The organism is Streptomyces sp. NPDC041796, assembly GCF_055590785.1.
The window spans coordinates 258,387-281,059 of sequence record NZ_JBVJAH010000010.1 but is presented as its reverse complement, the minus strand read 5'-3'; the positions used below and the strand labels follow the sequence as shown (position 1 = coordinate 281,059).

The 22,673-nt window shown below is 72.6% G+C and carries 20 protein-coding genes; 12 read left to right on the top strand and 8 right to left on the bottom strand.

Annotation, left to right across the window (positions count from 1 at the left end; genetic code table 11):
- Positions 1-91: 91 nt before the first annotated feature.
- From cimA to ACZ6C1_RS22230, 5 genes are read left to right on the top strand one after another with little or no spacing between them, the layout of a single operon-like run.
- Complete coding sequence (cimA, locus tag ACZ6C1_RS22250; protein WP_469242924.1) at positions 92-1,762, top strand: citramalate synthase; 1,671 nt, start codon at positions 92-94, stop codon at positions 1,760-1,762.
- A gap of 45 nt (positions 1,763-1,807) precedes the next feature.
- A complete protein-coding gene (locus ACZ6C1_RS22245) occupies positions 1,808-3,235 on the top strand; it encodes an FAD/NAD(P)-binding protein (protein WP_469242923.1) in 1,428 nt (475 codons plus the stop codon).
- Positions 3,236-3,281: 46 nt separating this feature from the next.
- The gene (locus tag ACZ6C1_RS22240) at positions 3,282-4,514 is read left to right on the top strand and encodes an ATP-grasp domain-containing protein (protein WP_469242922.1); all 1,233 of its coding nucleotides are present in this window, start codon (positions 3,282-3,284) and stop codon (positions 4,512-4,514) included.
- Between the two features lies 1 nt (position 4,515).
- Positions 4,516-5,466, top strand: a complete 951-nt coding sequence (locus ACZ6C1_RS22235; RefSeq protein WP_469242921.1) for a hypothetical protein — start codon at positions 4,516-4,518, stop codon at positions 5,464-5,466.
- Entirely contained in the window at positions 5,463-6,722 is a 1,260-nt protein-coding gene (locus ACZ6C1_RS22230) for an ATP-grasp domain-containing protein (protein WP_469242920.1), read from the top strand. The genes ACZ6C1_RS22235 and ACZ6C1_RS22230 overlap by 4 nt, the downstream gene beginning before the upstream one ends.
- Positions 6,723-6,743: 21 nt before the next feature.
- On the opposite strand, the gene ACZ6C1_RS22225 is transcribed toward ACZ6C1_RS22230, so the two are convergent.
- Positions 6,744-7,391 carry a TetR family transcriptional regulator gene (locus ACZ6C1_RS22225; RefSeq protein ID WP_469242919.1) on the bottom strand — a complete coding sequence of 216 codons (648 nt, stop codon included), beginning with the start codon at positions 7,389-7,391 and terminating at the stop codon, positions 6,744-6,746.
- A 399-nt stretch (positions 7,392-7,790) separates the two neighbouring features.
- On the opposite strand from ACZ6C1_RS22225, the gene kbpA reads away from it, so the two are divergent.
- Positions 7,791-8,573: an AfsK-binding protein KbpA gene (gene kbpA / locus ACZ6C1_RS22220; RefSeq protein ID WP_469242918.1), complete on the top strand. Its 783-nt coding sequence runs from the start codon at positions 7,791-7,793 to the stop codon at positions 8,571-8,573.
- 136 nt (positions 8,574-8,709) lie between these two features.
- Entirely contained in the window at positions 8,710-11,130 is a 2,421-nt protein-coding gene (gene afsK, locus ACZ6C1_RS22215) for a protein serine/threonine kinase AfsK (RefSeq protein WP_469242917.1), read from the top strand.
- Here afsK and ACZ6C1_RS22210 read toward each other — a convergent pair.
- Positions 11,127-11,846, bottom strand: coding sequence for a hypothetical protein (locus ACZ6C1_RS22210; protein ID WP_469242916.1), 720 nt, complete (start codon positions 11,844-11,846; stop codon positions 11,127-11,129). The genes afsK and ACZ6C1_RS22210 overlap by 4 nt on opposite strands.
- Before the next feature lie 157 nt (positions 11,847-12,003).
- Between ACZ6C1_RS22210 and ACZ6C1_RS22205 the strand changes: the two genes are divergently transcribed.
- The gene (locus tag ACZ6C1_RS22205; protein WP_469242915.1) at positions 12,004-12,540 is read left to right on the top strand and encodes a hypothetical protein; all 537 of its coding nucleotides are present in this window, start codon (positions 12,004-12,006) and stop codon (positions 12,538-12,540) included.
- A 14-nt stretch (positions 12,541-12,554) separates the two neighbouring features.
- Here ACZ6C1_RS22205 and ACZ6C1_RS22200 read toward each other — a convergent pair whose 3' ends face one another.
- From ACZ6C1_RS22200 to ACZ6C1_RS22190, 3 genes are read right to left on the bottom strand one after another with little or no spacing between them, the layout of a single operon-like run.
- A complete protein-coding gene (locus ACZ6C1_RS22200) occupies positions 12,555-13,328 on the bottom strand; it encodes an enoyl-CoA hydratase/isomerase family protein (protein WP_469242914.1) in 774 nt (257 codons plus the stop codon).
- Positions 13,325-13,738, bottom strand: a complete 414-nt coding sequence (locus ACZ6C1_RS22195; RefSeq protein ID WP_469242913.1) for a Zn-ribbon domain-containing OB-fold protein — start codon at positions 13,736-13,738, stop codon at positions 13,325-13,327. Before ACZ6C1_RS22195 ends, ACZ6C1_RS22200 begins: the two co-directional genes overlap by 4 nt.
- 4 nt (positions 13,739-13,742) lie before the next feature.
- Positions 13,743-14,894, bottom strand: coding sequence for a lipid-transfer protein (locus ACZ6C1_RS22190; protein WP_469242912.1), 1,152 nt, complete (start codon positions 14,892-14,894; stop codon positions 13,743-13,745).
- Positions 14,895-14,947: 53 nt separating this feature from the next.
- Between ACZ6C1_RS22190 and ACZ6C1_RS22185 the strand changes: the two genes are divergently transcribed.
- On the top strand, positions 14,948-16,498 hold the full coding sequence (locus ACZ6C1_RS22185; RefSeq protein ID WP_469242911.1) for a FadD3 family acyl-CoA ligase: 1,551 nt from the start codon (positions 14,948-14,950) through the stop codon (positions 16,496-16,498).
- 65 nt (positions 16,499-16,563) lie between these two features.
- Here ACZ6C1_RS22185 and ACZ6C1_RS22180 read toward each other — a convergent pair whose 3' ends face one another.
- The 3 genes from ACZ6C1_RS22180 to afsR all read right to left on the bottom strand — a co-directional run bounded on the left by ACZ6C1_RS22180 (position 16,564) and on the right by afsR (position 20,211).
- On the bottom strand, positions 16,564-16,749 hold the full coding sequence (locus ACZ6C1_RS22180; RefSeq protein ID WP_469242910.1) for a hypothetical protein: 186 nt from the start codon (positions 16,747-16,749) through the stop codon (positions 16,564-16,566).
- Positions 16,750-16,840: 91 nt separating this feature from the next.
- Entirely contained in the window at positions 16,841-17,062 is a 222-nt protein-coding gene (locus ACZ6C1_RS22175; protein ID WP_469242909.1) for a hypothetical protein, read from the bottom strand.
- A 197-nt stretch (positions 17,063-17,259) separates the two neighbouring features.
- On the bottom strand, positions 17,260-20,211 hold the full coding sequence (afsR, locus tag ACZ6C1_RS22170; protein WP_469242908.1) for an SARP-family global regulator AfsR: 2,952 nt from the start codon (positions 20,209-20,211) through the stop codon (positions 17,260-17,262).
- 155 nt (positions 20,212-20,366) lie between these two features.
- Between afsR and ACZ6C1_RS22165 the strand changes: the two genes are divergently transcribed.
- The 3 genes from ACZ6C1_RS22165 (at position 20,367) to ACZ6C1_RS22155 (ending at position 22,632) form a co-directional block, all read left to right on the top strand.
- Positions 20,367-21,584 carry an amidohydrolase family protein gene (locus ACZ6C1_RS22165; protein WP_469242907.1) on the top strand — a complete coding sequence of 406 codons (1,218 nt, stop codon included), beginning with the start codon at positions 20,367-20,369 and terminating at the stop codon, positions 21,582-21,584.
- 120 nt (positions 21,585-21,704) lie between these two features.
- Positions 21,705-22,001, top strand: a complete 297-nt coding sequence (locus ACZ6C1_RS22160; protein ID WP_469242906.1) for a hypothetical protein — start codon at positions 21,705-21,707, stop codon at positions 21,999-22,001.
- A gap of 37 nt (positions 22,002-22,038) precedes the next feature.
- Positions 22,039-22,632 (top strand): pentapeptide repeat-containing protein, encoded by a 594-nt coding sequence (locus tag ACZ6C1_RS22155; protein WP_469242905.1) that lies wholly within the window; start codon positions 22,039-22,041, stop codon positions 22,630-22,632.
- The last annotated feature ends 41 nt before the right edge of the window (positions 22,633-22,673 follow it).

Below are 22,673 nucleotides of genomic sequence, written 5' to 3'. Positions count from 1 at the left end.
GTCACTCGACCGCGAAGAACACCAGGAACGCGCGGAGCGGGAAGAGCACGACGAGCACGACGACCACGAAGAACGCGAGGAAGGAGATCACATGGCACACCACGACGGGGGGCCCATGGTGGACGACGAGTGGCTCACCGCCCCTTCCCCGGCCGCGGGGCTCGTCGCCGGGGGGACCGGGGCCGACGACTTCCACGTCTTCGACACGACGCTGCGCGACGGCGCCCAGCGCGAGGGCATCAGCCTGTCCGTCGACGACAAGCTGACCATCGCCCGGCTCCTCGACGGCTTCGGCGTGGGTTTCGTCGAGGGCGGCTGGCCCGGGGCCAATCCGCGGGACACCGAGTTCTTCGCGCGGGCCCGGGAGGAGATCCGGTTCCAGCACGCGCAGCTCGTCGCCTTCGGCGCCACCCGGCGGGCCGGTGCCACCGCGTCCGAGGACCTTCAGGTCAAGGCGCTCCTCGACTCCGGTGCCCCGGTGATCACGCTGGTCGCCAAGGCGCACGACCGGCATGTCGAGCTGGCCCTGCGTACGACCCTGGACGAGAACCTCGCGATGGTCGCGGACACCGTCTCGTACCTGCGTGAGGAGGGCCGCCGGGTCTTCGTGGACTGCGAGCACTTCTTCGACGGCTACCGGGCCAACCCGGAGTACGCCAAGGCCGTCGTGCGGACCGCGCACGAGGCGGGCGCCGAGGTGGTCGTCCTGTGCGACACCAACGGCGGGATGCTCCCGGCGCGGGTCCAGGAGGTGGTCGCCGCCGTCCTCGCCGACACCGGTGCCCGGCTCGGCATGCACGCCCAGGACGACTCGGGCTGCGCCGTCGCCAACACCCTCGCCGCCGTCGAGGCGGGTGCCACGCACGTGCAGTGCACGGCGAACGGCTACGGCGAGCGCGTGGGCAACGCCAACCTCTTCCCGGTGGTCGCCGCGCTGGAGCTCAAGTACGGGAAAAACGTTTTGCCGCCGGGTGGTCTCGCCCGTATGACCCAGGTCTCGCACGCCATCGCCGAGGTGGTCAACCTGACCCCCTCCACCCACCAGCCGTACGTGGGTGTCTCCGCGTTCGCCCACAAGGCGGGCCTGCACGCCTCCGCCATCAAGGTCGACCCCGACCTGTACCAGCACATCGACCCCGAGCGCGTCGGCAACACCATGCGGATGCTCGTCTCCGACATGGCCGGCCGCGCCTCCGTCGAGCTCAAGGGCAAGGAGCTCGGATTCGACCTGGGCGGCGACCGCGAGCTGGTCGGCCGGGTCGTCGAGCGCGTGAAGGAGCGCGAACTGCAGGGATACACCTACGAGTCGGCCGACGCCTCCTTCGAACTGCTGCTGCGTGAGGAGATCGACGGCCGACCGCTCGAGTACTTCCGTATCGAGTCGTGGCGCACCATCGCCGAGAACCGCGCCGACGGCAGCCACGCCAGCGAGGCGACCGTCCGGCTCGTGGCCAAGGGCGAACGCATCCTCTCGACAGCCGAGGGCAACGGCGCGGTCAACGCCCTCGACCGGGCCCTCCGCTCGGCGGTCGAACAGATCTACCCGCCGCTCGCCGACATCGAGATGGCCAACTACCGGGTGCGGCTCCTCAGCGGCTCCGGCGGCAGCGGATCGACCGCACGCGTCACCACCGCCCTGCGCGGCGACGGCCACGAGTGGACCACCATCGGTGTCGGCTCCAACATCCTGGCCGCCTCCTGGGAAGCCCTCGTCGACGGGTACACCTACGGCCTGTCACACCTCGGCGTGGACCCGCTCTGACCCCCGTGATCTCTCACCACCCGACGAGCCAGGAGGCCAGGACCGGTGGGCAAGGACGTCATCATCATCGGCGGAGGCGCCAACGCCGTCACCGCCTACACCCGTATCCCCGCGGGCCCCGGCATCTCCTCCGTCACCTTCGTGGCCCCGCACCCGATCGGCCTCGGCGGTGCCTTCGGCACCACCGACCCGGAACTGCTGTGCAACACCTCCGTGGACGTCACCTCGCTCGACCCCGAGGGCACGTCCGGCCTGCTGACGTACCTCACCGCGCGCGGCTGGCCGACGGGCCGTGACGACTTCGTCCCCCGCTACCTCGTCGGCCAGTACTGCCGCGAGCGCTACCGGCAGGCCCGCGCCGCCGCCCACGAGCGCGGCACCACGACCCGCCACCTCACCGCCCGGGCCCGTACCGTCCGCCGTGACGGGTCCCGCTACACCGTCCGGCTCGACGACGGCCGGGAGGTGACCGGCAGCGACGTCCTGGTCTGCCTCGGCCTCGACCGCCCCCGCCTCCCCGACCAGCTACGGCCCCACAGCACCCACCCCGAGCTGCTGACCAGCCCCTACCCGATCCGCCGGCTGCGGGAACTGCCCACCGACGCGACGGTGCTGCTGTACGGGACCAAACTGTCCGCCATCGACGCCGCCCTCGTCCTCCTCACCGGGGACGCGAGCCGTCACGTCGTCATGACGTCCCCCTCCGGAGCCCTTCCCGCCGTACGCACCCGGCTGTGCCGGCCCGACAAGGCGCTGCTGGAGACCGACCGCTGGCTGGCCCTCGACCCCCGCTCACCGCACCTGGACACCCAGATCACCAGGATCCTGGTGAGCGCGCTGTCCCGGCACGCCCCCCGGCGCGGCATCGGGCGCCAGACGAGCACCGCCTCCACGCCGGCCACCCGCCTGGCCGAGGAACTCCACCTGGCCACCACCGGTGCCGCCGCGTGGCAGGACGTCATCGCCGAGACCATCGACACCATCAACGAGTGGGCCGCGCCGTGGTCCCCGCAGACGCGCGCCGACGTCCTCGGCCGGTTCAGGGAACCGATCACCCGGTACATCTCCGCCATCCCGGCCACCAACGCCCGCAGACTGGCCGCGCACCAGGCCACCGGCGCCCTCCGCATCGCCGACGCCATGCCCGAGCACGTCCGGCCCCGCCCCGGCGGCGGCTGGCTCGTACGGTGGCCCGGCGGCCGCGAGGAGCACGTCGACCGGGTCGTCTGCGCCACCGGCTACCACGCGCCCCGCCTCACCTGGGGTGACGACGGGACGCTCCACCTGGACGGCTCCCGCGGGACCGAGGCGCACATCACCGAGGATCTGCGCGTCACGCCGGACCCGTCCGTCCCCGGCGAACGCGTCTGGGCCATCGGCGCCGCCGCCCACCGGCGTACCCCCATCGTCAACTACCTCCGCACCGCGGCCTTCCACGCCCGGGAGGTGGGCGCCCAGCTCGTCCGCTCCTGAACCCCGCCGCACGCCCGTCACCCCACCCGCCGAGGAGCCCCCACCCATGCTGGTCCTGGTCAACCCGGTCTCCACCGGAACCCGCCTCACCGAGGCCTTCCGCGAGGAAGGCGCGGACTTCGTCAGCCTCTACGAGCCCCACCTGGCCGCCGCCCGCGACGCCGACACCACCTCACCGCGCACCATGACGCATCACGGCACCGAGGCCACCCTGGCCGCCCTGCGCGAACTCAAGCCGACGGCCGTCATCGCCGCCAGCGAGTACGGAGTCCTCCTGGCCGACGCCCTCGCGCACGAGCTCGGGCTGGACCACCACGCCCCCGAGCAGGCCGCCGCGCGCCGCGACAAGAACCTCATGGTCCACGCCCTCGAAGCGGCCGGCCTGCCCGCCGCCCGCACCCGCTCCGTCGCCACCGAGCGGGAGCTGCGCCAAGCCCTGTCCGAGCTCCACGACTACCCCGTCATGGTCAAACCACGGGACAGCGCCGGCAGCGACGGCTGCACCATCTGCCACACCCCGGAAGAGGTGGTCGAGGCCTACCGCGCGACCGCCCACCGCACCAACCTCATGGGCACGACCAACGAACAGGTGCTCGTACAGGAGTTCCTCACCGGGACCCAGTACATCGTCAACACCGTCAGCATGGCCGGCCGCCACCTCCTCACCGAGGTCTACGCCGAGCGCATCGACCACACCGAGGGCGCGCCCGTCCTGCGCCACATCGTCTCCCGGCCCGCCCTCACGCCCGCGGAGGCCGAGATGGCGGACTACGTCTTCCGCTGCCTGGACGCGCTCGGCGTCCGGGAGGGCGCCGCCCACACCGAGGTGATGCTGACCGCGGCCGGCCCCCGCCTCATCGAGGTCAACTCCCGCATCATGGGGCCGTCACTCGCCCCCGACCCGTACCACGCCGCCTTCGGCTACAGCCACCAGCACCTGGTCGCGGAACGGTTCCTCCGTCCCGACGACTTCGCCCGGCGTTTCGACGCCCCCTACGGTGCCGCGCGAGCCGTCGCGAAGATATTCCTGCGCCCCCACCGCCCCGGTGTTCTGCTGTCCGCCGACGGGGTGCGCACCCTGCGCCGTCTGCCCGGCTTCCACAGCGTCGACCGCCTGCCGGCCGTCGGCGAACCGCTGAAGGACCGCCACCTCACCACCGGTGCCTGCGGCATCGCCTTCCTCGTCCACGAGGACGAGGAACTCCTGCGGAACTCCCTCGACGTCGTCCACGACATGGAGGACGCGGGCCTGTTCTACCGCCTCGGCCCCGAGGAATGACATGCCCATCGCTCTGATCGTCGCCTCACTGCTGCTCCAGGCCGGTACCGAGGGGTACCTCACCGGCCGGGTCGACGTGGGCGACAGCCTGATGTTCTCGTGCGGGGCCTTCGCCGCGACCAGCCTCCTCTTCAACGGAGCCCTGCTGGCCCGGCGCGCCGTCGGCGGGGGCGCGGTCGCGCCCGCCCCGGCCCACCGGCCCGCGGCCCTGCGGCTGGTCCTCACCATGAACGTGGCGACCGCGGTCACCTTCCTCGGCTTCTACGTCTCGCTCGCCTGGGTGCCGGCCGTCCTCGCCAACAGCGTCATGGCCGGTGTGGGTCCCCTCGCCGTCGCCCTGCTGGGTCCCCGCCACCGTACGTCCCGGGCGGGCTGGGCCCGGGCGGCCGTGCTCCTCGCCGCCTCCCTGGTGGTCGCCGCCCTGACCCACGACGGTGGCGAGACGACCGGCCTCGCGGTCCTCCCGGGCCTGCTGCTGGTCGTCCTCGCCGGATTCAGCGCCGCCTACATCGCCCAGCTCTCCAGCCGCCTCGCCGAGGTGGGCGCCCCGCCCGCCTGGGTGACCGCCCACCGCTTCCACCTCACCTACGCGGCCGCGGGACTGTTGCTGCTGATCCGCACGGACGGGCCGGCCGGCGGTGAACTCTCGCTGCCCGCCACGGCACTGGCCGCGGTCGCCGGAGTCACCGTTCCGCTGTACCTGCTCCAGATCGGACTGCAGCGCACCCGGCCCGCGATCGCCATGGTCCTGCTGACCACCCTGCCGGGCCTCGCCTACGCGGGGCAGGTCGCCTTCGGGGACACCTTCGACCCCTGGCGCCTCACCGTCGTGTGCGCCTTCATGCTCCTGGCCGGCTACTGCGCCCGTGCCGAGAACCGGGCCGCCGCCCGCCCCCGCCCCGTACCGCCCCTCGTTCCTGCCCACGACCAGCCCCTGAAAGCGAACCCATGACCAACGTCCTGGTCCTCGGCGGTGCCGCCGCCCCCGACACCGGCTTCGTGCGAGACATCTGCGAACGCGCCCTGAACCAGTTCACGGACCGGGGCGCCCGAGTCGTGCTCACGGACCTCGCCGAGAACCTCGCGGCCGCCCCCGACCTGGCCGCGCGGGCCGCCGAGACCCACGTACTCGACTTCACCGACCCCGCCGCCTGCCGCGCCTGGGCCGTCGAGTACGCGCGCACCCGCACGGTCGACGCCGTCGTCGGCTACCGCGAGAGCGCGGGCCCGGCGGTCGCCGCCGTCGCCCGGGCACTCGGGCTGCCCGGCAACTCCCCCGACGCCGTACGCCGCATACGCGTCAAGGACGCCGCCCGGAGCTACCTCGCCGGCTGCGGCTTCCTCCAGCCGGCCCTGCGGCTGTGCGCCGGCCCGGAGGAGATCGCCGCGTTCCTCGCCGAATGCGACGGTCCCGTCGTCGTGAAGCCGCGTACGGGCTCCAACAGCCAGGGCGTGTCCCGGGTCGACCGCGCCGAGGACGCCGCCGCCGCCCACCGGGCAGCCAGGGACGCCGAGGGCCTGGTCCTGGCGGAGGAATTCGTCCACGGCCGTGAGTACAGCGTCGAAGGCCTGATCGTGGGCGGTACGCCGCACATCCTCGCCGTCACCGGAAAGCAGCTCTTCGACGGCACCTTCGTCGAGGCGGGACACGCGATGCCCGCACCGCTCAGCCCCCGCGACGAGGGCGACATCGTCCTGGAGACGCGGGCCGCCCTTCTCGCGCTCGGGATCACCACGGGGCCCTTTCACGTGGAGTGCTGGACCACCGAGCGGGGTGTCGTCCTGGGGGAGTTCCACGCCCGCCAGGGCGGTGACTGGATCCACGCCATGCTCGAATGGTGCAACCCCGGCTTCGAGCTGTACGGAACATGGCTGGACGACCTGCTGGGCCGTCCCGTCCGGTTGCCCAAGTCGCCTTCCAGGGCCGCGGTTTCGCAGTTCTTCTCCCTGCCGCCGGGTGTGTCCCGGCCGCGCGGCTGGGAGGAGGTCCTCGCCCACCCCCGGGTCATGGCCGGCTCGCTGGCCGCCACCCTCACCGCGGGCGCCCCGGTCACCTCCAACCTCGCCCGCCACGGCTCCCTCGTGGTCACCGGAGCCGACACCACCGAGGCCCGGTGGCTGGCCGACCGGCTGGTGGCCGGTCTCGTCCAGCCGGCCGCACCCATGGGAACGCCGACGGCGGTCGGAAGCGGACCGCCGTCGGCGTGACAGGACGTACAGGGTGGGGTGTTACTTCGTCGGCTTCTTGCCCGTGATGCCGAGGTGGACCAACAGCGCCAGATTGGGCCTGAGTTCAGCCGGTTTGACACCCCAGGTCTGAAAGCCCTTCTGGTGGGAGGCGACCGCCGCCAGCATCGCGACCAGGGAGCCGGCCATCGCGGCCGGGTTGACGTCCTTGTCGACCTTGTTCTTGGACTGGAGTTCCTTGACCGCGTCGGTGAGGGAGTTGGTGACGGAGTTCAGGATCTTCATGCGGATTTTGTAGAACCGCTTGTCGCCCTCGGCGGCACCCAGGTCGACCACGCGGAGAATGGCGTCGTTCTTGCGCCAGAAGTCGAGGAAACCCTCGACCAGTTCCTCCGAGGTCTGCCAGGCCGCCTTGCCGACCCAGGTGCGGCCGGAGACGAGTTCGGTCAATCCGGCACCCTCCTTGGCCATTTCTTCCGCGATCTCGAGGACCGCGCCCTCGACGTCCGGGAAGTACTGGTAGAACGTCGCCGGGGAAGTGCCCGCCTTCCGGGCCACGTCGATGACTTTGACGTCCCGGTACGGCGAGGAGCTGAGCATCTCGCTGAGGCAGTCGAGCAGCTTCTGCCGCGTCGCCTGTCCGCGTCGACCGGCCACGCGGCCGTCGACGGTGCGTACTTGTCCTGTCATGCCGTCAGCTTACCGAGGGGTGATCGGGGCGCGATTCGGCCGACTGCAAATGGGGTGACGGGCTTCCGCCGGGGCCTTCGTGGCGGGCTTCGCATGGAGTCCGTGCAGGACCGGGTGGGGGCGCCCGTGCCGTCCGCCCCCGTGGACGCGTCGATTCCGTACCGCGCTTTTCGGCCGTTTTACGGACACCGGGGAGCCTGGAGCCACCCCGATAGGCTTATTAACAGCCTGTGGAAAACTTCGGTGGACAAACCAAGCGGATGCGGGTCCGGACGGCTTCCGTATGCCGACAATTGCGTGCATGTTCGATTTTCTTCCCTGCGGCGGACGCCCCGCGCCATTAGCGTGACTGTGACGGGCACCACACGCCCCGCCCGTACACGGAAAGGGAACAGGTCCATGGCCGCATTCACAGAGGGCACGCCGTGCTGGGCGGATGCGATGCTCCCCGACCTCGAAGCCGGCAAGCGGTTCTACGGCGAGCTCTTCGGCTGGACGTTCGACGAGGGCGGCGAGGCGTACGGCAACTACACCAACGCCTTCAGCGAGGGGAAGCGCGTCGCCGGGCTCGCCCCCAAGCGGGACGGCCGCATGCCCACCGTCTGGGGCGTCTACTTCGCCACCCCCGACGCCGTCGCCACCACCCGCAGGATCCGGGAGGCGGGCGGCCAGCTGGTGATGAACCCCACGCCGATCGGCTCCTTCGGCACCATGGCCCAGGCGGCCGACCCCGGCGGTGCCGTCTTCGGCCTCTGGGAGAGCGGCGAGCACACCGGCTTCGAGAAGCAGGGCGAACCGGGCTCCTTCTGCTGGACCGAGGTCTACACCCGGGCGAAGGACACCGTGGACGCCTTCTACGAGACGGTCTTCGGCTTCCAGGTGCGCGACCTCGACGACGCCTCCATCGACTTCCGCGTCTGGTCCCCCGCCGGCACGCAGGCCAGTGACGAGACGGCCATCGGCGGCCGGAGCGTGATCACCGACGCCTTCCCCGCCGAGATGCCCGCCCACTTCCTCATCTACTTCGCGGTCGAGGACTGCGACGACACGGCCGCCCACGCCACCCGCCTCGGCGGCCGGGTCACCGAGGAGCCGTTCGACACCCCCTACGGCAGGATCGCCCTGATCGCCGACAACCAGGGCGCCGTCTTCGCCGTGCTGGCGGAGCCGAAGGCCGCCTGACGATCCCCGCGAGGGTGTCCGGATCGGGGTGAGACACCCCGATCCGCCCCCGGGTTCGCAACCACCGCCCCGGACAGGAAGAATCAGGGGGCATGGGGCCGTACTCTCATGGCCCCGACGGGGAGGTGGCAGGCAAGTGGAGCAGCTCACGCAGCACGACCCGAGACGGATCGGCCCCTTCGAGGTGCTGGGCCGGCTCGGTGCCGGAGGCATGGGCCTGGTCTATCTCGCACGATCGGCGTCCGGGCGACGCGTGGCGATCAAGACGGTGCGGACCGAGCTCGCCGAGGACCAGCTGTTCCGTGTCCGCTTCACGCGCGAGGTGGAGGCCGCACGGGCGGTGTCCGGCTTCTACACGGCGGCCGTGGTGGACGCCGACCCTCGGGCGGCGGTGCCGTGGCTGGCGACCGCGTACGTACCAGCGCCCTCGCTCGAGGAAATAGTGAATGAGTGCGGGCCGCTCCCGGCCCAGGCGGTGCGCTGGCTGGCCGCCGGCATCGCCGAGGCCCTCCAGTCCATCCACGGCGCCGGCCTGGTCCACCGCGACCTCAAGCCGTCGAACGTGCTCGTCGTGGAGGACGGGCCGCGCGTCATCGACTTCGGCATCGCGTCCGGCGTCTCCAACACCCGGCTGACGATGACCAACGTCGCCGTGGGCACGCCCGCCTACATGTCACCCGAACAGGCGAAGGACTCCCGCAGCGTGACCGGCGCGAGTGATGTCTTCTCGCTCGGCTCCACCCTGGTCTTCGCGGCCACCGGACACGCCCCGTACCACGGGGCCAACCCGGTCGAGACGGTCTTCATGCTGCTGCGCGAGGGCCCGGACCTGGAGGGCCTGCCGGACGAGCTGCGGCCGCTGATCGAATCGTGCATGCAGATGGAGGCGGGGCGGCGACCCTCGCCCGCCGACCTCCAGGCCCAGCTGGCGCCGCACCTGTTCTCCGGGAGCGACGACAGCGGCACGGCGTCGGCCTGGCTGCCGTCCCGGGCGACCGCGATGATCGAGACCCGCCGGGGCGGCCGCCCCACCACCCCGCCGCCTCCGCCGGCCCCGCCGTCCGCCCCGCCTCCCGCGCCGCCCTCCGGCCCCCCTCCCGCCCGGGACCACGGCCGGGACTGGGACGCCGCCCACCGGGGCGGCGACCCGCGTACCGGACAGGCGGCGCCCGCCGCTCCCGTACGGCTGCCCGGTGCCCCGCTGCCGATCGGCCCGGGGCCCCGGGTCGCCGACACGCGCGCCGCGTTCGCGGTGGACGCCGGCCCGACCACCGGCTGGATCCGCCGCCCGGCCGCCGGCCCGAACGGCGCCGAGCCGGCCGGTTCGGCAGCCGCGTCCGGCCCGGCGCACCCCGCGCCGCCCGCGGGCCCGCCCGCCTCCGTGCCCTCCGCCGCCCAGGAGCCCTCGGGCCCCGGGCACTGGCGGCCGTGGCGGTTCCGGATGTCCAACGACGTGTGGGGCACCCCGATCGTCTCGGGCGACCTGCTGTACGTCACGTCCTTCGAGGTGCACGCGCTGGACGTCGGCACGGGCCGGCGCCAGTTCAAGACCCGCGACGTGGCCTGGACGATGGCCGTGGCGGGCGGCCGTATCCACGCCTCCGACGGGCCGCACCTGTACGCGCTGGACGCGCTCGACGGCAGTGAGCGGTGGCGCGTCCAGACCGACGCCTGGGCGTACTCCGTCAAGGTCGACCGCGGCACCGTCGTCACCGGCACCCGGGGCGGTGGCGTCCAGGGCTGGGAGGCCTCCAACGGCGAGAAACTGTGGGAGATCACCGGAGCGCAGACCGACTTCGAGACCCCCGACGCCGGGCCCGCGCTGTTCGACGACACCGTGTACGTCTGGCAGGACGCCCGGCTGCGCGCCCTGGACGCCCGCACCGGCACCGAACGCTGGTCGTACCCGATCGGTGACGCGGCCTCCTGCGGCGGTGTGCCGATGCGCGTCGCCCCCGCGGAGGACGGTTACGTGTACGTGGCCGCCGGCACCAGGGTGCTGTCCATCGACATCCGGACCGGTCATGTGCGCTGGCACTTCGAGGCACCGGCGGTCTTCCTCTCGCCGCCCGCCTTCGCGCCGGGCCCGGCCGTCACGGGCGGCGGGGTGTATCTCGCGGACTACCTCGGCACCGTGTACGCCATCGACGCCACGACCGGCAAGGACCGCTGGCGCATCGCCACCGAGTCCCGCCAGTCGAGCGAGCCGGTGCTTGTCGCCGACGGCAACATCCACGTGGGCAGCGGCAGCGCGGTCTACACGCTGGACGCGGTGACGGGCACCCCGAAGTGGCGCTTCCCGGCCGGCGGGCCGGTCATCGGCGCCCCGGTCGTCGCGGACGGCCGGCTGCACTTCGGGTCGGCCGACCACGTGCTGTACACGCTGGACGCGAGCGGCGGCCAGCTCCGCTGGAAGCTCACCACGGGCGGTGAGATCACCGGCTCGCTGGTGGCGCGCGCGGGCGTCGTCTACGCGTGCAGCAAGGACCGGTGCGTGTACGCGCTCGACGCGGTGAAGGGCACGGCGACGGGTCGCGGCGGCGGCAGCGGCCGCTAGCCCCGCCCGTGGTGCGGCCCGCGCGGACGCTCGGGCCCGCCCGGTCCGGGTCCCGGTTCGCCGGGGCCGGGGCCGTCGCCCGGGCGGTCGTCGTAGCGGGGGTACTCGGCGGTCCGGGTGTCGTCCGCGTAGGGCCGCTGTCCGTACGGCTGCCCGTACTGCTGCCCGCGGGGCTCGGCGTACGGCTCCTCGTACGGCTCCTCGTAGGGCTCGGCGTACGCGTCCTGGTGACGCTCCGGCTCCCCGCGCCGGTGCCGGTGCCGCCGGCCCTCGTCCTCAGGTTCGTACGTCTCGCTCTCGACGCGCCTTCGCCCGCTCATGACCACGGCGGCCAGCAGCAGGAGCACCCCGCCACCCGCCGCGAGGGCGACGCCCTGTCCGAGGCCCGAGCCGTCGGACTCGACGCTCAGGCTGCCGGCGGCCTGCCCCTGGCGCACCATCCACAGGATGGTGAAGCCCAGCACGATCAGCCCGGCGAGGGCGACCAGGCCGCGCAGTCGCAGCACCAGCCCCACCACGGTCACCAGTGCCGCGAACGCCATGGGCAGCAGGATCGAGGTCACCAGGTCGGCCTTCGCCTCGGTGATGCCGCCGAACAGGTCGGCCAGGGCGTAATCACGACCGGGACGGCCGTCGTACCAGGCACGGAAGGGGCTCCAGACGGCGGCCGTCGCTCCGAGGAGAGCGAGGATCGAGCCGATGACGTTGCGGATCATTCGTCGGCCTCCCAGGGTCGGCTCTCGATCACGACGCTACGCCGCCCACGGGAGGGGCGCCACACGGCGGGAAGGAGACGCCCCCGAGCGCTGCTAGGGTGACGTGCGCCCGTCAAGACCGGGCCCCACTCACTCACACTTTCAACGGGGGTTGAACGTGAAGCTCCGCCATGTCCGCGCCATCGCCGTGTTCGGCATCGCCATCGTCGCGCTCACCGGAGCCCGCGGCTCCGGAGGCGGCTGCAGCAGCAACAGCGGCAGCAGCCACAGCTCCGACTCCGGCAGCAGCACCACTGGTGGCAGCACCACGGGTGACAGCACCACCGGCGGCGGCAGCGACAGCAGCAGCGGCAGCTCGGGTGGCGTCTCCGTCCCCGGCGGCTCCGGCGGCGGCAACAAGGCCGCGCGCGACATCAAGATCGACGAGTGCCGGATGGACGACGCGGGCAAGAACCTCGTCGCCCGGATCACGGTCACCAACAGCAGCTCGCTGGACCACACGTACAACATCACCATGAAGTTCCGCGGCGACGCCACGTCCACCGCCGTCACGGCGCGTGCCAACGTGACCGGGCTGACCGTCAAGGCCGGCGCCTCCCAGCAGGCCGAGGCCACGACGACGTACACCGGCACGGGCGACGGCAGCGAGTACAAGCAGTGCGTCGTCGACAGCGCGACGAAGACCGCCCTCTGACGGACCCCACCGCCTCACCGCAGGCGGTACCCGCCCCGGCCCCGCCCCTCGAACAGCGCGGCCTGCCGCTCCGGCGGCAGGTTGCCCAGCGCGATCAGGTGCGGGGCCTGGGCGAGCGCCCGCTCCCTGGCCGCCTCCCGGGCCGCCCACACCGCCCGTACCGTGCCCTGCACCGCCTCGGCCGGGTACGACGCGATGACGCCCGCCGCGCGCCGTGCGGCCTGGAGCGCGCCGCCCGGCTCGGTCAGCTCCGACACCAGCCCGGTCTCGTACGCGCGCCGTGCCGACACCCGTTCGGCCGTACCCATCAGGGACATCCGGGCGACCTCCCCGTACGGCATGCGCTGCGCCATGAGGACCGCCTCGTAGGCGCTGACCATGCCGTACGCCGTATGGGGGTCGAAGAACGTCGCCGTGCGCGAGGCCACGACGAACTCGCACTCGCCGAGCAGGTAGAACGCCCCGCCGCAGGCCATCCCCTCCACGGCCGCGATCACGGGCTTCCACAGGTCGTTGGCCTTGGGGCCGATGGTGAGGAGCGGATCGTCCATGCTGTACGGGGACGACGGCTGCGGCACGTCCACCGTCCGGTCGATGCCCGTGGTGAACGCCTTCCCGCCCGCCCCGGTGAGGACCGCGGCCCGGACACCGTCGTCGTACCGCAACTCCCGCCACACGCCGGTGAGCCGGCCGGCCATGTCCAGGTCGACGGCGTTGTGCCGGCCGGGCCGGTCGAGGGTGACGACCGCCACGCCGTCCCCGTCCTTCCGGACGTCGACGCCCGTCACCGCTCCAGCACCCAGCGGGGCATGCCGTCGTCGAACACCACGCGCACCGGCGCCCCGATGCGCAGCCGCGCCGGATCGACCGAGTCGATGGGCGCGCCGGGCCCGGCGACGACATTGCCCACGAGCCGGATGCGCGGGGCGTCGGCGAGCTCGACGACGGCGACGTTGTAGCGCGGGGCGTGGGCGGCGTACGCGGGCAGGAGCGGCGGATGGGGCACCACGTACGACCAGATGCGGCCGTGTCCGCTCATCGGGCGCCACTCGCTGTCGAAGGACTGGCAGTGCGGACAGCAGGGGCGGGGCGGGAAGCGCAGCTCGCCGCAGCCGGCGCAGCCCTGGACGCGCAGTTCGCCCTGGGCGGCGTACTCCCAGAAGGGGGCGCCGTCCTCGTCGACGACGGGTTCGAGCATCGTCTCAACTCCTCAGCAGCAGCGCGGATGTGGGAACCCCTTCACCCGCCGTGACCAGGCAGGTCGCGGCCCCGGGCACCTGTGCGGTGCTGGTGCCGCGCAGTTGCTTCACGCCCTCGGTGATGAGGTTGAAGCCGTGGACGTACGCCTCGCTGAGGCCGCCGCCCCCGGTGTTGATGGGCAGCCGTCCGCCGATCTCCAGGGCGCCGCCCTCGGTGAAGGCGGCCCCCTCGCCGCGTCCGCAGAAGCCGTAGCCCTCCAGGGAGAGGGGGATGAGAGGGGTGAACGCGTCGTAGATCTGCGCCACGTCGACGTCCTGGGGCCCGAAGTCCGCCTGTTTCCACAGGTGCCGGGCGGCGGTCCAGGCGGGGCCGGTGAGCGGATCGTCGTTCCAGTAGTTGACCATGCCGTGGGTTTGCGCGGGCAGCCCCTGGGCGGCGGAGTGGACGTACACGGGGGTGCGGCGGCAGTCGCGGGCGCGCTCGGCGCTCACGATCACGCAGGCGAGGGCGCCGTCGGTCTCCAGGCAGTTGTCGAACAGGCAGAGCGGCTCGCTGATCCAGCGGGACGTCATGTACATCTCGCGGGTGAGGGGCCGGTCGTACATGATCGCGGCGGGGTTCTGGTTGGCACGGTTGCGGCAGGCGAGGGCCACGTTGAAGAGGTGGTCGCGGGTCGCGCCGTACTCGTGCATGTAGCGGCGGGCGAGCATGCCGATCTCGTCGGCGGGTCGGAGGAGGCCGTGGGGGCGGGTCCACTGGGCGGGGGTGGGCAGCTGGACGGCGGTGTTGGTCCAGGGCCTCGGCCCGGAGCCGCGCTTGCGTGACCGCCAGGCGACACCGACGGTCGCCTGGCCGGTGGCGACGGCGGCGGCGAGGTGGCCGACGGTGGCGCAGGAACCGCCGCCGCCGTACCCCACCTTCGAGAAGAAGGTGACGTCCCCGGCCCCGATGGCCTTGGCGACCTCGACCTCGTCGGTCTCCTCCATGGTGTACGAGGCGAAGGCGTCGACCTCGGCCGGTGCGACACCGGCGTCGGCGAGGGCGGCGACGACGGCCCGGCACGCCAACGTCTTCTCCGGCTCGGCCAGTTGTCGGGCGAAGCGCGTTTCCCCGATCCCGACGATGGCCGTCGCGTCCTTGAGCGCACCTGTCATGGCCGCCACGGTAGCGCTAATCTGACGGACAGTCAGCTAGAGGGAGGCGGGAGATGCGCGGCGACCTGGAATGGGGCTCGATCCCGGAGCTGGTGCGGTGGGCGGCCGAGCGGTACGGGCCCCGGGAGGCGGTCGTGGAGGGCCGGACCCGCGTCACGTACGCCGAACTGGGCGAGCGCGTGGAGCGGGCGGCCGCCGCGTGCATGGCGGCCGGCGTGGCACCCGGCGACCGGGTCGCGGTGTGGGCGCCCAACACCCTCGACTGGATCGTCTCCGCCCTCGGCGCGGTCACGGCCGGCGCGGTGCTGGTGCCGCTGAACACCCGCTTCAAGGGCGCGGAGGCGGCGCACGTCCTGGAACGCAGCCGCGCCAAGCTGCTGTTCATCACCGGTACGTTCCTGGGCACGTCGTACGTGGCGTCCCTGCGGCGGGCCGGGATCGTCCTGCCGCACCTGAAGCAGGTCGTGGTACTGGCGGACAGCGCCCCGGAGGACTTCCGGACCTGGAAGGACTTCCTGGCGGGCGGGGACGGCGTGAGCGCGGCCGAGGTCCGCGCCCGGGCGGCGTCCGTCGACGGGGAACGCCCCTCGGACATCATCTTCACGTCCGGGACGACGGGCCGCCCCAAGGGCGCGGTGATCACCCACGCGCAGACACTGCGCTGCTACGAGACCTGGGCGGAGCTCGCGGGACTGGCGGAGGGCGACCGCTACCTGATCGTGAACCCCTTCTTCCACACCTTCGGCTACAAGGCCGGGATCATCGCGTGCCTGACGCGGGGGGCGGTGATGGTGCCGCAGCCCGTCTTCACCGTGGACACGGTCCTGGCCAACATCGCCGCCGAGCGCGTCTCGGTCCTGCCCGGCCCGCCCACGCTGCTGCAGTCCCTGCTGGACCACCCCGCACGCCCGGCCCACGACCTGTCGTCCCTGCGGCTGGTCGTGACGGGCGCGGCGGTGGTGCCGTTGCGTCTGGTGGAGCGGCTCCACGGCGAGCTGGGCGTGGGCACCGTCCTCACGGCGTACGGCCTCGCGGAGGCGAGCGGCATCGTCACCATGTGCCGCCGGGGCGACCCGCTGGAAACCGTCGCCACCACCTCGGGCCGCCCGGTCCCCGGCACGGAGGTCCGCGTCGACGGAACGGGCGAGGTACTGGTGCGCGGCCACAACGTGATGACCGGCTACTTCGAGGACCCGGCCGAAACGGCACGCGCCATCGACGCGGACGGCTGGCTCCACACCGGGGACGTGGGCGTCCTCGACGAGGCCGGCAACCTCCGCATCACCGACCGGATCAAGGACATGTTCATCGTGGGCGGCTTCAACGCCTACCCCGCCGAGATCGAACAGCTCCTCGCCGTCCACCCCGAGCTCGTCGACGTCGCGGTGATCGGCATCCCGGACCCCCGCCTCGGCGAAGTCGCCAAGGCCTACGCGGTCCGCCGCTCCGGCTCCACCCTGACGGCGGACGACCTGATCGCCTGGTCGCGGCGGGAGATGGCCAACTACAAGGTGCCGCGGCAGGTCGAGTTCGTGGCCGAGCTGCCGAGGAACGCGAGCGGCAAGGTGCTGAAGGGCGAGCTGCGGGCGCGTTCCCACGGCTGACGGGTGGCGCGTGAACGCCGAAGGGGTGCCGGACCGGCTCGGTCCGGCACCCCTTCGGCAGCGGCCTAGTGGCGCGGGCCGGTGGGCGCGTGGTTGTCGCTCAGCGTGGTGGGGCCGCCGGTGACGTACACGCTCTTCGACGCCGTGGCCCCGCCCCGGTCGTCACCCGTCGAGGCGTGCGCGGTGGTCACGGCTCCGGTGACGGCCGCGGCGACGAAGGCCATGGCCAGCAGGCGAGTGGTGCGGATCATGCCAACTCCTGTGCAGTACGTGACGCGCATACCGCGGCCGCGGCGGCTCCCCCTCCGCGCCGCCGCGGCCGCACCCCGTCGGATGTGGGTCTCAGAGCCCGGCAGGCGGTGCGGGCGTGTGGTTGTCGCCCATGGTGACGATGCCGTCCTTGGGCGGTGCGGGCGTGTGGTTGTCGCCCAGGGTCACGATGCCGTCCTTCGGCGGGACCGGCGTGTGGTTGTCGCCCATGGTGACGAAACCGTCCTTGGGCGGAGCCGGCGTGTGGTTGTCGCCCATCGTGACGATCTCTTCGTTCTTCTTCGCGTCGCTCATCGCAACTCCCCGTTGTCAGGCCGTGCTTGGCTGCGCCCGCTCGGGCACTCCCCCGAGGTGTCCGAACGGGCGCATTGGGACCGCTCACCTTAGCGGTGAGTCCCAGGCGAACCGTCTGCCCCCCGACGCGACGGATCGTTGGGTAAGAGAGTGCCGGGTACGGATAAACGAACGCTGAACGTCCGCGTCTGCGCGGCTCAGGCGGCCGCCAGGGGCAGCAGGAGGTCCCGTACCCGGTCGGCCTCGGGAGCGTTCATCTGCTCGTAGAGGGCGAGCGCCTCATGCCAGCAGGCCCGGGCGCGGTCCCGCTGGCCCAGGGCGTTGAGCGCCTGGCCCAGGGTGGTCAGCACATTGCCCCGCATACGATCGCCGCCGATGCATCCGTTCGCGAGGGCCTGTTCGGCGTGCTGTGCCGCGATGGCCGGACGACGGGCGGAGAGGTGGGTCTCCGCGATACGGAAGTACGTGGTCCCTTCCCACAGGCGCTGGCGGTTCTTCCCGAAGCTGTACAGGGCCTCGTTGAAACGCTCCAGGGCCTCCGCGTGGCGGCCGGCCCGGGAGAGGGCGACCCCCAGGGCGTAAAGGCCGTTGGCCAGCCGCAGTTCGCTTCCGATGCGCTCGTAGAGTTCGATGCCCTGGCGGGCGAGGGTGATGGCGCTGGTCGGCCGCCCGGTGATCAGATGAACGCGCGAGAGGTTGCACAGGGCGCTCGCCTCCCCGGGCAGGTTCCCGTCCGCGCGCGAGCCGTCCCTCCCGCTGAGCAGGTGCTCCTCGGCGTCGGCGAAACGGCCCTGGTTGAGGGCGATGATTCCCCGGTCGTTGTCCGCCCAGTACACCGGCGCGGCATCACCCACCTCGAGGGCCAGCGCGCGTGCGTTACGGGCCTCCTCGTCGGCCTCGTCGTAACGGCCGGCCACCAGGTGGACGTTGGTGAGCGCCGTACGGGCACGGGCCTCGGCGCGGGCGTCGCCCGCGGCACGGGCCGCCTCGCGGGCCGCCCCGGCGACCGCTTCGTACTGCTTGGAGTTCGCTCCCGACTCCGCGAGATCCTTCGCCGCCCACAGCAGATCCACCGCGCGGCGCAGGCCGGCACCGTTCGTCGCCTGGCGCGCGCAGGCGAGCAGGCAGTTGGCCTCCGTGTACAGCCAGTCCAGCGCCGCCTGACGGTCCGCGAAGGACAGGCCTTCGTACGCCGTCGACTCCAGGTGGTCGACCAGGCGGTCACCCGGGCGTTCCATCGCGAACACCCGCGCCGCCGTCGCCAGGTAGAAGTCCAGGAGACGGGAGCGTGCCAGGTCCCGTTCCGACGGGGGCTGTTCGTCGCGGTCGGCGCATGCACGCGCGTAGAGGCGGACCAGGTCGTGGTAGCGGTAGCGGCCCGGCGCGGCGGACTCCAGGAGCGAGGTGTCGACCAGGGACTCCAGCAGGTCCTCCGCGTCGTGGAGGGGCAGGTCCAGGACGGCCGCCGCGGCGGCGAGGGAGATGTCGGGGCCGTCGGCGAGGCCCAGGAGGCGGAACGCCCGGGCCTGCGCGGGCTCCAGCTGGCCGTAGCCGAGCTCGAAGGTCGCCTTGACGGCGAGGTCGCCGGCCTGGAGCTCGTCCAGGCGGCGCCGCTCGTCGGCGAGCTTGGCCGCGAGGACCGACACCGTCCAGGTGCGGCGCGCCGCGAGACGCGAGGCGGCGATACGGATGGCGAGCGGGAGGAAGCCGCACGCGGCGACCACGTCCAGGGCCGCCTCCCGCTCCGCCTGCACCCGCTCGGCGCCCACGATCCGGGTGAAGAGCTGGAGCGCCTCCTCCGGCGACATCACGTCCAGGTCCACGAGGTGCGCGCCCGCCAGGTCGACCATCCGGACCCGGCTGGTGACCAGCGCCGCGCACCCTTCCGTGCCCGGCAGCAGCGGCCGCACCTGGGCGGCGTCCCGCGCGTTGTCCAGCAGGAGCAGCACCCGCCGCCCGGCGAGCGTCGACCGGTACAGCGCGGCCCGCTCGTCGAGCGTGTCGGGGATGGCCGAGTCCTGGGTGCCCAGCGCCCGGAGAAAGGCGCCCAGCACGGTCTCGGGCTCCGCCGCCCGCGCCCCGGCACCCTGGAGGTCCACGTAGAGCTGCCCGTCCGGGAACCGGGGGCGTGCCGCGTGCGCGACGTGCACCGCGAGCGTCGTCTTGCCGACCCCGCCGATGCCCGCGAGCGCCGACACGGCCATCACGGAGCCCTCGGCCGTGGCCAGCCGGTCGCTCAGCTCCCGTACGAACGCCGCCCGCCCGGTGAAGTCCGGCACCGTCGCGGGCAACTGCGCCGGGCGGGACACGGCGGGTGCCGGGGACGGCTCCTGGACCGGGCAGGCCAGCTCGGCGTCCGCCTGGAGGATGCGCTGCTGGAGCCGCGCCAGCTCCGGGCGCGGGTCGACGCCCAGCTCGTCGGCGAGGAGCCGGCGCGTGTCGGCGTACACGGCGAGCGCCTCGGCCTGCCGCCCGCTGCGGTACAGGGCCAGCATCAGCAGTTCCCGCAGCCGCTCGCGCAGCGGATGCGCCGCGGTGAGCGCCGTCAGCTCGGACACCGCCTCCGCGTGGTGGCCGCACTCCAGGTCCAGATCCAGCCGGGTCTCCAGCAGTTGCAGCCGCCACTCCTCCAGGCGGGCGCGCTGGGTCTCGGCGTACGGGCCGGGGACGGACGCGAGGGCCTCGCCGTCCCACAGGCCCAGCGACTTGTCGATCAGTACCCGGGCCTGGGTCCGGTCGCCGCCCGCCCGCGCCTTCTCCGCCTCCGCGGCCAGCTCCTGCGCGACGTTCAGGTCGAGGGCGTCGGCCCGGCCCCGGATCGCGTACCCGCCCGACTCGCTGACCAGGACGTCCGCCGGGAGGACCTTGCGCAGCCGGGAGGCGTACGTCCGTACCGCCGCGAGGGCCTGTGAGGGCGGTTCGTCGCCCCAGATCGCGTCGATCAGCTCGGCGGCCGTCGCCGTGCGCCCGTCGCGGAGCAGGAGCGCGGCCAGCAGGGCCCGCTGCTGCGGCGACCCGGAGGGCAGGGCTTCGCCGTCGCGCCAGGCGCGTACCGGGCCGAGCACGCCGAAGCGCAGGTCGCCGCCCTCGGCGGGACCCTGCTGTGGAGCGTGCTGCTCCGGCACTCGCGGCCCGTCTTCACGGTCCATAGCTCCCCCTGCCCCGTGCCGCTGGTTTCGCCCCCGACAGTCTGCCTTGTCGATGGCGTTTGCGTCAGCAGTGGGTGACGCTCTGCACAAGGTCGTGACACGATCTGCCGCCGAAGGACCTGACGGGTCGTCAGTTCGGCGCTACGGTGCTGTGCATGGAGACCTTCCCGAAGATCATCTCGGTGGACGACCACACGGTGGAGCCGCCGCACGTCTGGCAGGACCGGCTCCCCTCGAAGTACCGGGACACCGGCCCGCGCATCGTCCGGGCGCCCCTGAAGGACATGACCTTCCTGGGCGGGAAGTTCGCCCCGGTGATGGGCGGGAAGGGGGACGACGGCCCCGTCGGGGACTGGTGGGTGTACGAGGACCTCCACCGCCCCCTCACCCGTCTCGACACCGCCGTCGGCTACGACCGCGACGAGATACGGCTCGAAGTGATCACGTACGAGCAGATGCGACCCGGCTCGTACAGCGTCCCCGAGCGCCTCGCCGACATGGACGTCAACCACGTCCAGTCCGCGCTGTGCTTCCCCACCTTCCCCCGCTTCTGCGGCCAGACCTTCACCGAGGCCTCCGACCGTGAGCTCGGTCTGCTCGGCGTCCGGGCGTACAACGACTGGATGGTGGAGGAGTGGTGCGGCCCCGAGGCCCACGGCCGGCTCATCCCGCTGACCCTCATCCCCCTGTGGGACGCTGAACTGGCCGCCGCCGAGGTACGCCGCAACGCCGCCCGGGGCGTACGGGCCGTCGCCTTCTCCGAGATCCCCCCGCACCTGGGGCTGCCGTCCATCCACACCGATGCCTGGGACTCCTTCCTCGCCGCGTGCGACGAGACCGGCACGGTCATCGCCATGCACATCGGCTCGTCGTCGAGGATGCCGTCGACCTCGGCGGACGCCCCGCCGGCCGTCGGCTCCACCATCACCTTCGCGAACTGCTGCTTCTCCCTGACCGACTGGCTGATGAGCGGCAAGCTGGAGCGCTTCCCGGGCCTGCGGATCATGTACGCCGAGGGGCAGATCGGCTGGATCCCCTACATCCTGGAGCGGGCGGACGTGGTGTGGGAGGAGAACCGCGGCTGGGGCGGTGTCGCCGACAAGGTCCACCGGCCGCCCTCCGAGGTGTTCGCCGAGCACGTCCACGGCTGCTTCTTCGACGACGCCTTCGGGCTGAGGAACCTGGACGCCATCGGCGTCGGCAACGTCCTGTACGAGACGGACTACCCGCACTCCGATTCGACCTGGCCGAAGTCCCGCGAGGTCGGCGAGGCCCAGATGGGCCACCTCGCACCGGACGTGGTGGAGCGGATCGTGCGGGGCAACGCGATCGAGCTGCTGGGCCTCACGGAGGACGGACTGTGGCGGCCGTGACCGGGCGCCCGAGCCGTGCGGAGCGCCGCCACCCGGACGGGCCCGCCCGGATGCGGGGGCGGACCCGGTCCGCCGAGACTGAGTGACCGGGGGGTCCTTCGGACCGGAAGAGGCGGGCTCATGCGCACGATGATGATGTGCCAGATGGACACCGAGAAGGCCAGCGCGGTGATCAAGGGCAACAGGATGGAGGAGATCCTCGGGTCCCTCCTGGAACGGGTCAAGCCGGAGGCGGCGCATTTCGGTTCGCTGGACGGCATGCGCACCGCGTTCATCGTCTTCGACCTGGAGCACCCCTCCGAGATGCCGTCCATCTGTGAGCCGCTCTTCATGGAGCTGGGCGCGAAAGTCACCCTCTTCCCCGTGATGAACGCCGAGGACGTCCGGACGGGTGTGGGGCAGTTCCTCTCTTCGTGAGGGGCCGTTGTCAGTGCTCGACTGTTCAATGGGGCACATGACGAACCCACGCGATGCCGTCGTCCGGGGCGAGGACTGGTACGCCCGAGAGCTGGGCCCCGGGACGACGTACACCGGCTGCACCTTTTACGACACGGACTGGACGGAGGTCGCGAACGAGGGGGCGGTCTTCGACGAGTGCGTGTTCTCGGGGGTGCGGTTCAACGCCTCGCGCCATACGGGGGCGGCGTTCACCAACTGCTCCTTCCGTAAGTGCGGCTTCTTCGACGCGCGCTTCGAGCAGTGCAAATTCGTCGGCAGCCGCTTCGAGCAGTCGACGTTCGGGCTCCTGGAGGTCACCGGCGGCGACTGGTCCTTCGCCGGATTCCGGGGCGCCGATCTGCGCAAGGCCCGCTTCGACGGGGTCCGGCTGCGCGAGGCCGACCTCACCGCGGCCCGGCTGGAGGGCGCGTCCCTCGTCCGGTGCGACCTGTCCGGCGCGCTGCTCCACGCCGCCAAGCTGAAGGGCGCGGACCTGCGGGGCAGCGACCTGTCGTCGCTGGATCCGCTGACGGCGGAGGTGGCGGGCGCCAGGATCGACCTGGAGCAGGCCGCGGTCGTCGCGACGGCGCTCGGGTTCGAGCTGGGGTGACGGCCCGCCCGGCGGGTTTCGGCGCCGGGGCGGGGCGGCAG

Excerpts from the sequence above, each read along its gene's own strand:
- ACZ6C1_RS22230 (WP_469242920.1), top strand. The coding sequence starts at position 5,463 with ATGACCAACGTCCTGGTCCTCGGCGGTGCCGCCGCCCCCGACACCGGC.
- ACZ6C1_RS22225 (WP_469242919.1), bottom strand. The coding sequence starts at position 7,391 with ATGACAGGACAAGTACGCACCGTCGACGGCCGCGTGGCCGGTCGACGC.
- kbpA (WP_469242918.1), top strand. The coding sequence starts at position 7,791 with ATGGCCGCATTCACAGAGGGCACGCCGTGCTGGGCGGATGCGATGCTC.
- ACZ6C1_RS22165 (WP_469242907.1), top strand. The coding sequence starts at position 20,367 with ATGGAGACCTTCCCGAAGATCATCTCGGTGGACGACCACACGGTGGAG.
- ACZ6C1_RS22175 (WP_469242909.1), bottom strand. The coding sequence starts at position 17,062 with ATGAGCGACGCGAAGAAGAACGAAGAGATCGTCACGATGGGCGACAAC.
- ACZ6C1_RS22160 (WP_469242906.1), top strand. The coding sequence starts at position 21,705 with ATGCGCACGATGATGATGTGCCAGATGGACACCGAGAAGGCCAGCGCG.
- ACZ6C1_RS22210 (WP_469242916.1), bottom strand. The coding sequence starts at position 11,846 with ATGATCCGCAACGTCATCGGCTCGATCCTCGCTCTCCTCGGAGCGACG.
- ACZ6C1_RS22240 (WP_469242922.1), top strand. The coding sequence starts at position 3,282 with ATGCTGGTCCTGGTCAACCCGGTCTCCACCGGAACCCGCCTCACCGAG.
- ACZ6C1_RS22235 (WP_469242921.1), top strand. The coding sequence starts at position 4,516 with ATGCCCATCGCTCTGATCGTCGCCTCACTGCTGCTCCAGGCCGGTACC.
- cimA (WP_469242924.1), top strand. The coding sequence starts at position 92 with ATGGCACACCACGACGGGGGGCCCATGGTGGACGACGAGTGGCTCACC.
- ACZ6C1_RS22185 (WP_469242911.1), top strand. The coding sequence starts at position 14,948 with ATGCGCGGCGACCTGGAATGGGGCTCGATCCCGGAGCTGGTGCGGTGG.
- ACZ6C1_RS22195 (WP_469242913.1), bottom strand. The coding sequence starts at position 13,738 with ATGCTCGAACCCGTCGTCGACGAGGACGGCGCCCCCTTCTGGGAGTAC.
- ACZ6C1_RS22155 (WP_469242905.1), top strand. The coding sequence starts at position 22,039 with ATGACGAACCCACGCGATGCCGTCGTCCGGGGCGAGGACTGGTACGCC.
- afsR (WP_469242908.1), bottom strand. The coding sequence starts at position 20,211 with ATGGACCGTGAAGACGGGCCGCGAGTGCCGGAGCAGCACGCTCCACAG.
- ACZ6C1_RS22180 (WP_469242910.1), bottom strand. The coding sequence starts at position 16,749 with ATGATCCGCACCACTCGCCTGCTGGCCATGGCCTTCGTCGCCGCGGCC.
- ACZ6C1_RS22190 (WP_469242912.1), bottom strand. The coding sequence starts at position 14,894 with ATGACAGGTGCGCTCAAGGACGCGACGGCCATCGTCGGGATCGGGGAA.